Source organism: Flagellimonas sediminis, from assembly GCF_010500845.1.
Taxonomy (GTDB): domain Bacteria; phylum Bacteroidota; class Bacteroidia; order Flavobacteriales; family Flavobacteriaceae; genus Flagellimonas; species Flagellimonas sediminis.
Genome location: NZ_JAAAMI010000001.1, coordinates 207,655 through 219,740, shown reverse-complemented (window position 1 = coordinate 219,740; position 12,086 = coordinate 207,655). Strand labels below are relative to the sequence as shown.

Here is a 12,086-nt window from a genome sequence, read left to right as displayed (position 1 = left end):
AAATGCAAAAATTTATTGGGGCAATCTTGACACTGGTCGTCATATTGGTGTCATGCAATCAAACTAAGGAACCTGTTGAAGAAGTAGCAAAAGTGGAGGCCATTGAAAAACCTCCTGTTCTTCATTATGGGTTCAATCTGGATGAATTCAATGTGGTACACGACACCGTAAGGAATGGGGACAGTTTTGGCGAGCTTATGCTCAGAAATAAAGTGGATTACCCCAAAATTGCCGCCATTTCGGAAAATTACAGGGACACCTTTGATGTAAGAAAGATAAAGGTGGGCAAGCCCTACATTATTTTAAAGTCAAAGGATACTTCGGATGTGGCCAAAGTGTTCATCTACCAAAACGATAAGATCAACTACACCGTGGTCGATTTACGTGACAGTGCGGTGGCCTATAAGAGCAGAAAAAAAGTAAGATTGGTCGAGCGGGAGATAGGTGGAATTATAGATCATAGTTTATCCCTTTCCATTGATACTTTGGGAGTAGACTATAACCTAACCTTTGCGCTTTCCGATATTTATGCATGGACCATTGATTTTCTGCGGTTGGAAAAAGGGGACAAGTTCAAGGTGGTTTTCGATGAACGGTATATTAATGACAGCATTTATGCCGGCCTTGGTGCTGTAAAGGCAGCATATTTTGAACATAAGGGAAAAACCATATATGCTTTTCCATATATAGCGGATTCAACCAACCAAATCTTGGAATATTTTGATCAAGATGCCAATAATTTGAGAAGTACTTTTTTACGGGCGCCCGTAAAATTGCAATATCGATTGTCCTCTCGCTATAACCTCAAAAGAAAAATTGCCTATTATGGTTATAAGGTAAGACCCCACAAGGGAACAGATTTTGCCGCACCAATTGGAACGCCCATTGTGGCCACTGCAGATGGGACTGTTGAGGAGTCTACCCGAAGAGGCGGCAATGGAAAATATGTAAAGATCAAACACAATGGCACATACAGCACCCAGTATCTACACATGAAAGCCCAAAATGTTAAGAAGGGAGATTTTGTGCGCCAAGGAGATGTGATCGGTTGGATCGGAATGACGGGAAATACCGGAGGCCCACACGTTTGTTACCGTTTTTGGAAAAATGGCAGGCAGGTAGATCCATTTAAGGAAGAACTTCCCGCCGCGAAACCTATTGCCGATTCACTGCGAACGGATTACATGGCCCATATTGAACCGCTTAAATGGCAATTGGACTGTATTGAGTTGGTGGACCCGAACCCCGAACCTGAAGAAACGTTAATCACTTATAACCAGTAATGGCACTACCCACAATCAACCCTACTGACACAATTGCCTGGAATAAACTTCAGGCTCACTATCAAGAAACAAAGGACAAACACTTAAGGGAACTCTTCGAAACTGACACAAATCGGGGTGAGAAGTTCTCATTGGTTTGGAACGATTTTTTGGTAGATTATTCAAAGAACAGAATTACTGATAAAACCATTTCCCTTTTGTTGGATTTGGCCAGGGAAGTGGGACTGGAAAGTGCCATAAAAAACTATTTTGATGGGGAAGCCATCAACCAGACCGAAGGTAGGGCCGTTTTGCATACCGCTTTGAGGGCCGCTAAAGATGAAAAAATCTTTGTGGATGGAGAAAATATCGTGGATGAAGTGTATGCCGTTAGGGAAAAGATCAAAACCTTTTCGCAGGCCATAATTTCTGGGGAAAGGAAAGGATTCACTGGAAAGCCTTTCACCGATGTGGTTAATATTGGTATAGGGGGATCCGATTTGGGACCTGTGATGGTAACCGAAGCCTTAAAGTTTTACAAAAATCACCTGAAGACCCATTTTGTTAGCAATGTGGATGGGGACCATGTGCATGAAGTTTTGAAGGAACTGGACCCTGAGACCACACTTTTTGTGATCGTTTCCAAGACCTTCACTACCCAAGAAACGTTGAGCAATGCGCTTACCATTAAAAAATGGTTTTTAAAGAGTGCTTCGGAAAAAGACATTGCCCATCATTTTGCCGCGGTATCCACAAACCTTGAAAAAATAAGTGAATTTGGCATTGCCGATGAAAATGTATTCCCCATGTGGGATTGGGTAGGTGGTCGTTTTTCACTTTGGAGTGCCGTTGGCTTGACCATAGCCATTGCGGTAGGCCATGAACGTTTTGAAGAATTATTGGCTGGTGCCCATGAAATGGATGTGCATTTCAAGGAAACTCCATTTGATAAGAACATTCCTGTGATCTTGGCCTTGATCAGTGTTTGGTACAACAATTTTCATGGTGCCGAAACAGAGGCCATTATTCCCTACACTCAATATTTGAGCCGTTTTTCTGCCTATTTGCAACAAGGTATCATGGAAAGTAATGGTAAAAGTGTGGACAGGGCCGGTAACCGTGTGGGCCATCAAACCGGGACCATTATTTGGGGAGAACCGGGGACCAATTCCCAACATGCCTTTTTTCAGCTGATCCACCAAGGGACCAAACTTATACCAACGGACTTTATCGGTTATAAGGAATCCCTTCATGGGGATGTGGACCATCACAATAAATTAATGGCCAATTTCTTTGCCCAGACCGAAGCCTTGATGAACGGTAAAACTCCAGTTGAGGTCAAACAGGAATTGGAGGGACAAAAGCTTTCAGCTTCTGAATTGGAGGCCTTGCTACCTTTTAAGGTGTTTGAAGGAAACAAACCTACCAACACCTTATTGATACAAAAACTCACCCCAAAGAGTCTGGGTGCCCTTATAGCCCTATATGAGCACAAAATTTTTGTGCAGGGTATTGTTTGGAACATCTTCAGTTATGATCAATGGGGGGTTGAATTAGGGAAGCAATTGGCAAAAAATATTCTTCTCGATATTGAAAATTCAGAAATCGGCAAACACGACACTTCAACGTTGCAGCTATTGCAAAATTTTAAAAGGTAATTTGATGGGTTTTTATTAATGTTCAAAAACCCTAAACAATTGTTTGTCAGCTAACATTGTTTGTTAATTTTGTGTTAAGTATCTTAGCCTTATTTAACTTTGGCTTAATCGCAGTGTGTCAAAAATGGATCACATTTGCAGCGCTAATTAAACACTTAAACACTGAATTAAATGAAAAGAATCTACTTGGCTTTTGCGGCTATTTTTATGTCCGCAATGGCATTTTCACAAGGAACCATTTCTGGTACCGTCGTGGACGGCGATTTAGGCGGCCCGCTACCAGGAGCAACTGTAATGGTTAAGGGAACCAGCACAGGTACATCTACAGATTTTGATGGAAATTTTACTTTGGAGGTTGGCCAGAGCTCAGGAACTTTGGTTATTTCTTACATTGGGTTTGTATCTAAAAGTATTCCATTCACAACTACAGGTAGCTTAGGAGAAATTTCTTTGATGCCCGATGCAGAAGAATTAGGTGAGGTTGTAGTTGTAGGTACAGGTATCATTGACTTAGCTACAGATAGAAAGACACCTATAGCCGTTTCATCGGTTCCAGTAAAGATTATTCAGGAAAAAATAGGCACCCAGGATGTTACCATGACCTTGGTGAACACACCTTCTGTATATGTTTCAGGTCAAGCAGGCGGTTTTGGTGATACCAACATGAGGGTAAGGGGTTTCGAGCAGGATAACACGGCGTTCCTTTTGAACGGTCAGCCAATCAACGGAATGGAAGATGGGTTGATGTACTGGTCAAATTGGTCCGGTATCAATGATATCGCTTCTGGTATCCAGATTCAAAGGGGTCTAGGTTCTTCCAAATTGGCTATTTCCTCAGTGGGTGGTACCGTTAACTTTGTGACCAAGGCCACTGAAATGAACGAAGGCGGTTTTGGATACGCAACGGTTGCCAACAACAACTATATCAAGACATCTGCCGGGTACAATACTGGTATCTCCGATAAAGGTTGGGGTATGAGTGTTATGCTTTCCCACTGGCAAGGTGATGGTTACAACGAAGGTAACTTTGGTGAGGGACAGACCTATTTTATCTCTGTAGGTTACCGACCAAATGATAATCATGGTTTCAACTTTTTGATCACTGGTGCGCCACAGTTCCATGATCAAAACTTTACCAAATCCATTTCTTCATATTTGGAATATGGAAGAAGGTACAACAACAACTGGGGTACCTATCAAGGTCAATATATGACTGAAAGAAGGAATTTTTATCACAAGCCAGTTGCCAATTTAAACTGGGACTGGAACATTAATGAAACTACAAACCTTTCTACTGTACTTTATGCCTCTTGGGGTAACGGTGGTGGAACAGGAAACTTGGGTAACAGAATCAGAACATCTGAAGGACGTATCGATTATGATGCCATTTATGCCCAGAATGCCGCAGTAACGGATGGTGATGCCGTAAACTTTGGTTCTGAGCCTTCTTATATTACCCGTTCTTCCATGAACCTTCATAACTGGTACGGGTTGATTTCTAACCTTGAGAAGCAACTTGGAGATAATTTAACTTGGAATGTTGGTTTCGATTTAAGGACCTATTATGGTAAACACTTTAGGGTAGTTTCTGATTTCCATGGTTTGAATTCTTGGACGGATAATATTCGATTAAGAGATCAAAACAATAACCATCAAACCTATGGAACATTTGGAACCTATAAGTTTGTTACGGCTACTGAAACTTTTAAGCCTTCTGCATGGGAAGCGGCCTTCAACTCTTATCCTGAGGATCAAAAAATTGGATATAGCAATGACGAGCGTATTTCTTATGGTGGTTTGTTCACTCAATTGGAGTATGCTACGGATACGTTCTCCACGTTCTTCCAAGGATCGGTAAGCAATCAGTATCACCAAAGATTCGATCATTACCAATATGCGGATCAATCTTTGATAGATGGAACCTCTCCTCAGTGGACGGGTGTACCATTGCCAGCAGGTATTGAGCCCGGCGTTGATTCTGAAAAAGTGAACAATTTTGGTTATAATGCTAAAGGTGGTTTCAGTTATAACCCAACGTCACAGCATAGTTTTTATGGAAATGTAGGTTATTACAACCGTCAACCATACCATGATAATATTTACTTGAACTTTACTAACCAAGTGAACCCATTGACCGAAAACGAAAAGATTTTCGGATTGGAAGCCGGTTACGGGTTCTCAAGCACCATGTTCTCCGCAAATGTTAACTTGTACAGAACCTCATGGAAAGATAGGGTGGCTTCAAGTTCCACTGTACAGAACGATGTGATTACTTACACCTCTAACTTCGGTACTGAGCAATTGCACACTGGTGTGGAACTAGATTTTAAATTTAGACCTGTTAGCGGATTGTCCATCAATGGTTTTGCTTCTATCGGAGACTGGGTGTATAAAGGGAATGCGGTTACTCAAATTACCGATGAGAACAGAAACGTGATTAGCACTGAAACCATTGATTATGATGGCGGAAAAGTAGGTGGTGCTGCTCAGACCTCTGGTGGTTTGGGACTTGCCTATAGAATCAACAAAAACTTCGCTGTGGATTCTGATTGGAGATATTACACTGATCTTTATTCTGATGTTGGGGCTATCAAGGAAAACTTGGAATTACCCTCTTTCAGCTTGTTGGATGCAGGTGCCACGTTTACTGTGCCCTTGGGTATGAACAAAACTAAGCAGTTGAAGATAAGAGCCAACGTGAACAACGTTTTGAACCACATTTATATCTCTGAACTTACCACTGCAAACTTTGTTGAGGCAGGGGATGAGACTTACAAAGGAATCAATGTTTCCAACCAAGGTTATTTTGGATTGGGCAGGACATGGAACGTGACCTTGCGTTACGATTTCTAATCCAAGCCTGAACAAATAATGAAAACCCTGCCCACCGGCAGGGTTTTTTTATGCTTAAAATCCGTACTTTTAAAACCACAAACTATACCACATGGAAATTATAAAGAACCTACACTCCTATTTAGCCTATGTTGTTTTGGCCGTCTTGATCGTGGCCGTAATCAATGCTCTTTTGGGCTGGTTGGGCAAAAAAGACTTCACCATGCACAAAGATCTTCGCATTAGCCTTTTTGCATTGATTTTGAGCCATATTCAGTTATTGGTGGGGTTGGTCCTCTATTTTATCTCTGCCAACGGTTTAAAGGCCATTCAGGCATTGGGAATGAGTGGTTTAAATGCCCCTGCCCGACTTTTGGCCGTGGAGCACCCCTTTATCAATATCATCGCATTGGCCTTGATTACGATTGGTTGGTCCAGACACAAAAAGTTTATGGAGAGCGATAAAAAGTTCAAGACCATTTCCATTTTCTACGGTCTTGGCCTTTTGTTGATTTTGAGCCGTATCCCTTGGGGACAATGGTTTGCCTGAAGTAGCCCATGACCAAGCTTTTTTTGCCACTGTTTTTGATAGTTTTGGTTTATGGTTGCAGTGATGAAGAAAATCCTGTGGAACCCGAGGCCATTGAACCAAAAAAGATGTCCATTGCCATAGATATGAGTGGTGACTTTGAGGTATACGATACTCAGCTTTCTATTTTTTCATTTGGTGAAGAGAGAGTTTCTGTCAATGGAGGGGCTTTCTCAGATTCTATTATACAGTATGAACTTGGAAGTGAGGTACATCATGTCTTCGAATTTGAGGATGACCTGGTATCCTTAGGTCTTCGAATTGCTTTGGGACAGGTCAAAGGTGATATAACTGTAGCGGATTCAGCAGTGATTAAAATATCTGCATTTGTTAATGAGAAATTGTTTGACGAGCAAACTTTCATAACCAAACCCGAATCTGAAAGAGATACAATTGGCTTAATATACAATGCCCTCGGAAAGCAATTTGTTGAGTTTGATACCAGAAACTAAACTCACCCTATTTCTTTGGAGGGAATCTCATTCAACCTCCTTGATTAAAAACACATAAGCAGGAAAATGGTCGCTATACCCTGCCGTGTAGGTGCCTCCGGAATATGTCCGTAACGGATAACCTTTGTACCTCCCTTTTTCTGTTTTGAGGAAAGAAGCCGAAAAAATCCCTGCTTTCCAAAAGGATAATGTTTCTCGGTTTTCTGTGGCCAAGTTGGGAGTCATGAAAATCTGGTCAAAAAGGTTCCATTTGTCACCATAGGCCAAAGAACCAATACCTTTGCGGAACAAACTTTCCATCGGATTGAACAGACTTACACTGTCCAGTTGATTTGCTTTGGCCTTGGTTTTCAATACTTTTTTAAGACTATCATCAATGGGGTCATCGTTCAGGTCGCCCATGGCAATAATTTTTGCATCAGGATTCAATGTTCGTACCGAGTCTATGATACGTTTGTTCAACAAGGCGGCCCGCACCCGGAAGGGCTGACTTTTAGCTGGCCCACCTCTTCGGGATGGCCAATGGTTTACAATAAAGTAGAGTTCTTCGTTATCCATGATCCCACCCACCACCAATTGGTCTCGGGTATATTCCCTCTCTCCCATATCATCAAAAAGTAAAAGACGATGGCTTTTAAAGGAAGTGGGTAAAAACGATGAGGTTTTGTACAACAGTGCCACATCAATGCCCCGCTCGTCCGGCGAATCAAAATGGATGATTTCATAGCCCTTCTCCAAAAGATTGGGATGATGCACCAAATCTTCAACCACCTTTCGGTTTTCCACTTCACTTAGACCGATAATGTCCGGAGAGGTTTTGGAAGTCTCTTCACCTATTTGTGCCAAAACCTTCGAGAGGTTTTCCACCTTTTTTAGATACCGTTCCTGGGTCCAATGGTAACTGCCGTCCGGGGTACGGTCGTCATCAAAGGTGAGCGAATCGTTCTCCGTGTCGAACAGATTTTCACAATTGTAGAACGCAATGGTTCTAAGGGTAAAAGTTTTGGACTCCTGTCCATGTAATGAGGTCGATATTAATACAAGTAGGCATATTAATAATCGCATTCTATTTTGAATTTCCTACAAAAATAAGTAAGATTGTTCGCTTTTCGCAGTTTGTACAGCAATTACAACCCCTTTTTATTTAATTAACCTACTTAATTTATGAGAACAGCTATGCTCTTGGCTGTGCTTTGTTTTGGCCCCAATCTTTTCGGTCAGCAAGGTACAGTGATCAAGGGAAATGTTCTGGAACGGGGTATAAACGTGCCTATTCCCAACATTTCCTTGGCCTTTGAAGGCACTTCAAAAACATTTACAACTGATTCCGAAGGAAAATTTGAGATGGAAACCTTGGTTTCTGGTGAACAGATCTTGGTGTTTACTGCCCAAGATTTTGTTCCCAAACGGTTTTCTGTATTTCTGGATGGGAATCCGATTGATTTAGGTTCCGTGTATTTGGATAGGGACATTGTTCTGGAAAAAACGGACAACCTTATCACCCTTACCGATGTGGAACTTACCGATGAGGATACTTCTATCTCCGGAGTGTCAGGATTATTACAGTCAACAAGGGATATTTATTTGAGCAGGGCCGCCTTCGATTTTGGACAAGCTTTTTTTAAGGTTCGGGGATACGATTCACAAAATGGGGTGGTGTTAATTAATGGTATTCCCATGAACAAGTTTATTGATGGTCGACCCCAATGGAACAACTGGGGAGGACTCAACGATGTGATTCGCAATCAGGAATATACCAATGCGCTCGAAAGGAATCCTTATACATTTGGAGGTATTTTGGGAAACACCAATATTGATACCCGACCGTCGAGAATGCGACCTGGTGTGCGTGTTTCTTCCTCCATGTCCAACCGAACTTATCGAGGACGGGTCATGGCAACATACAATTCGGGATTGCAAAAAAGTGGTTTGGCCTATTCGGTGTCCGCTTCGAGAAGATGGGCCAACGAAGGATATGTTGAGGGTACCTTGTACGATGCCTATTCCTTTTTTGGAGCCTTTGAATATCAACCCAATCAGCAGAACAGTATTTCGTTTTCCGCAATTTTGGCCCGAAACCGGAGAGGTCGCTCTGCAGCGTTGACGGAAGAGGTTTTTGAGTTGATGGGCAACCAATACAACCCATACTGGGGAGAACAGGATGGCAAAATCAGGAATTCGCGTGAACGCGATATTTTTGAGCCCCTTTTACTTCTAAACTATACCCTGGAAACTGGAAAACTGAACTGGACGGTTGGAGTGTCCTATCAAACAGGAAAGTATTCCAGGAGTAGATTGGGGTATTACAATGCCCCAAATCCAGACCCCACCTACTACCGATATCTACCCAGTTACCATATCAACAGTTCATTGGGTGCCGATTTTGTGAACGCCGACTTGGCACGAGAAGCATTTTTGGAACATCCGCAATGGAAGTGGAGCCAATTGTATGATGCCAATGCCAATAACAATGGAAACGCAGCCTACCTTCTTTATGATGATGTGGTGGAAGATAAAACCATTACTGCTGCCACCAGTTTTGACTATCACCTTGGTGAACGTTTTCAGTTTGGTGGGGGAGTAAATTATCGAAAGCTAACCTCGAAAAACTATGCCGAGATTACCGATATGTTGGGTTCGGAATTTTATGAGGATATGGACACCTTCTCCAATACCTTGAATGATGTGGATGGAAATCTTCAGAAGGTTAAAGGAGAGACCATCAACTATAACTACGATGTAAATGCTTCACAGTTAGAATGTTTTGGGCAAATCGCCTATGTTGCCAATAAATGGAATGGTTTTGCATCGGCTTCCATGACTAGTTTCAATGTGCAGCGAAACGGACTTTTCACCAACGAACGGTATTTGGAAAATTCTTTTGGCCCAAGTGAAAAGGTTGCCTTTTCAGGTATTGGGATAAAAGGAGGATTTTCCTATTTCATCACCGGCAGACATTGGATCACGGCAAGTGCAGCCAAATTGGAACGGCCCCCGGTGGTCCAGAACATTTTTATCAATCCAAGGGAACATAACGAGGTGGTCCCCGATATACTGAAGGAAACCATTACCACGGTTGATCTCGGTTATTTTGTTCGCTTGCCCACTTTAACTGGCCGTGTGACCGCTTTTTACACTCGGTTTATGAATACCACAGACATCAATTTCTTTTTTGTGGATTCTGGGCTGGGCTCCGATTTTGTGCAAGAGGTGATCTCAGGATTGGACAAGCTCCACAAGGGAATAGAGTTTGGATTTCAATACGAGGCATCATCCAGTGTGAAGGTGAATCTTGCTGGGAATTTGGGGAGTTATGTGTATGCAAGCGACCCTTCGGTTCAGATTAATTTTGATACTTCTGGAGCAGAGGACGAATTGATAGCCACCGAAGGAACGGTAGATTTGGGAATTGCCAAATTGAAGGATCTACGATTGGCGCAAGGTCCACAAACGGCTTTGGCCGTAGGGGTGGAGTACCGCTCTCCCAAATATTGGTGGTTGGGAGCGACAGCCAATTACCTCACCGAAAATTATATCAGCCTTTCCACCATTGCCCGTACCCAAAGCTTTTTGTTGGACCCTGAAACTGGCGAGCAATTTCCTGATGCCACTGACAAAAATGTGGCCAAACTGCTCCAACAGAAAAAGATGGAGGATATCTATCTGTTGAATCTGGTAGGTGGAAAATCTTGGCTTTGGGGTAAAAAATATATCAGTGCCTTTGTAAGTGTTAGCAATCTCTTTGATTCGGTTTTTAGGACGGGAGGCTATGAACAAAGTCGAAATGGAAACTTTGGTCAGATGCAAAAGGATAACCTGAGTGGGGTTTCTTCCTTCGGACCCAAATATTGGTACAGCTACGGGCGCACCTATTTTTTAAACTTGGCGATAAGCTTTTAAATCTTGAAATCATGAAAAATTTATTTTTTGCCATATTGATTAGTGCATTGTTACTGTTGATGTTTTCCTGTGTGGAAAGCTCGGATTTTGATACTCCAAAGGAAAATTGCAATACCGATTTGAAGGCCAACATCAGTTTTGTGGAATTGGATTCCCTTTCAACAGAGGAGGTCACACAGATCAAGGACAGCTTGATTTTGGAGGGTTATGTGATTTCTTCGGATAAGGCTGGAAATTTTTTCAGCACACTTTTCATTCAAGATAAACCATCCAAACCTACTTACGGTCTGCAACTGGAAGTGGATATACGGCAGTCCCATCTCCTATATCCCGAAGGAGGCAAGGTTTTTCTCAAACTGAAAGATCTCTATATGGTCAACAAGGAAGGGAACATCAGATTGGGAAGTGCTTTTTCTTCGTTTGGGAACCTGTCCATCGGCAGATTACCCAACCAAAAAGTATTCGAACATGTTTTTGCAGCTTGTGATGATCACGAAATTGTAGAACCTCTTTTGACCACAATTTCAGCTTTGGACACCCTTCCACTAAATATTTTGGTTCAGTTGGATGGTTTGGAGGTTGTGGATGATGAATTGGGAGAACCCTTTGCTATGGCAACAGAGGAAACCGAACGACATCTTCATGATTGCGAAGAAAACGAACTGGTGTTGCTCAACAGTGGATATGCTGATTTTCAAGCTGAAATCCTTCCGGAGGGTAATGGTTCCATAACTGGAATTTTGGTGAAGGATGGTAAAAATCCCCAACTGATTATTCGAAGTTTGGAGGATATTGATTTTACAAACGAACGCTGCCCAGAGATTATCACTGAATTCACTTCCACCCAAATTTTTATCACGGAACTGGCCGACCCTGACAACAATTCCGGTGCACGGTTTGTGGAACTGTACAACTCCGCTACAGAACCTTTGGATCTGAACAAATGGACCCTTCGCCGCTATACCAATGATGGAACCGAAGTAAGTTCAACAATCGATTTGTCAGGATTGATCATCGGCGCGGAGAGCACTTTGGTGATTTCGCCCAATGCTGAGGAATTTCAATTGGTGTATGGGTTTGCACCCGATCTGGGAGTTTCTACCAACAGTCCGGCCGATTCCAATGGGGATGACAATTTGGAACTTGTGGATCCTTTTGGTACCGTCATCGATGTGTTTGGAATTGTCGGCGAAGACGGTTCCAATACCAACCACGAGTTTGAGGACGGGCGTGCAGTTCGAAACACAAACATTATAGAAGGCAATCCTATTTACTCCTTTTCTGAGTGGACCCTATTTAACGATACCGGGGATGCAGGCACCATAAAACTGCCCCAAAATGCCCCACAAGATTTTACCCCAGGTGTAAAGTATTAGCTTACAATTAAAATAAG

Annotated in this window: 8 protein-coding genes; 7 read left to right on the top strand and 1 reads right to left on the bottom strand. The window is 42.4% G+C overall.

What is annotated here, in order from left to right; translation table 11 throughout:
- Nucleotides 1-2: 2 nt before the first annotated feature.
- The 5 genes from GTK07_RS00930 (at nt 3) to GTK07_RS00910 (ending at nt 6,793) form a co-directional block, all read left to right on the top strand.
- On the top strand, nt 3-1,283 hold the full coding sequence (locus GTK07_RS00930) for a M23 family metallopeptidase (RefSeq protein WP_163631971.1): 1,281 nt from the start codon (nt 3-5) through the stop codon (nt 1,281-1,283).
- Nucleotides 1,283-2,920 (top strand): glucose-6-phosphate isomerase, encoded by a 1,638-nt coding sequence (pgi, locus tag GTK07_RS00925; protein ID WP_163631968.1) that lies wholly within the window; start codon nt 1,283-1,285, stop codon nt 2,918-2,920. Before GTK07_RS00930 ends, pgi begins: the two co-directional genes overlap by 1 nt.
- Nucleotides 2,921-3,091: 171 nt before the next feature.
- The gene (locus tag GTK07_RS00920; RefSeq protein WP_163631965.1) at nt 3,092-5,773 is read left to right on the top strand and encodes a TonB-dependent receptor; all 2,682 of its coding nucleotides are present in this window, start codon (nt 3,092-3,094) and stop codon (nt 5,771-5,773) included.
- A gap of 91 nt (nt 5,774-5,864) precedes the next feature.
- Nucleotides 5,865-6,302 carry a hypothetical protein gene (locus GTK07_RS00915; protein WP_163631962.1) on the top strand — a complete coding sequence of 146 codons (438 nt, stop codon included), beginning with the start codon at nt 5,865-5,867 and terminating at the stop codon, nt 6,300-6,302.
- Between the two features lie 8 nt (nt 6,303-6,310).
- A complete protein-coding gene (locus GTK07_RS00910; RefSeq protein ID WP_163631959.1) occupies nt 6,311-6,793 on the top strand; it encodes a hypothetical protein in 483 nt (160 codons plus the stop codon).
- A gap of 27 nt (nt 6,794-6,820) precedes the next feature.
- On the opposite strand, the gene GTK07_RS00905 is transcribed toward GTK07_RS00910, so the two are convergent.
- Nucleotides 6,821-7,858, bottom strand: coding sequence for an endonuclease/exonuclease/phosphatase family protein (locus tag GTK07_RS00905; protein ID WP_163631956.1), 1,038 nt, complete (start codon nt 7,856-7,858; stop codon nt 6,821-6,823).
- Between the two features lie 99 nt (nt 7,859-7,957).
- On the opposite strand from GTK07_RS00905, the gene GTK07_RS00900 reads away from it, so the two are divergent.
- On the top strand, nt 7,958-10,693 hold the full coding sequence (locus GTK07_RS00900) for a peptidase associated domain and porin domain-containing protein (RefSeq protein ID WP_163631953.1): 2,736 nt from the start codon (nt 7,958-7,960) through the stop codon (nt 10,691-10,693).
- An 11-nt stretch (nt 10,694-10,704) separates the two neighbouring features.
- Entirely contained in the window at nt 10,705-12,069 is a 1,365-nt protein-coding gene (locus GTK07_RS00895; RefSeq protein WP_163631951.1) for a DUF5689 domain-containing protein, read from the top strand.
- The last annotated feature ends 17 nt before the right edge of the window (nt 12,070-12,086 follow it).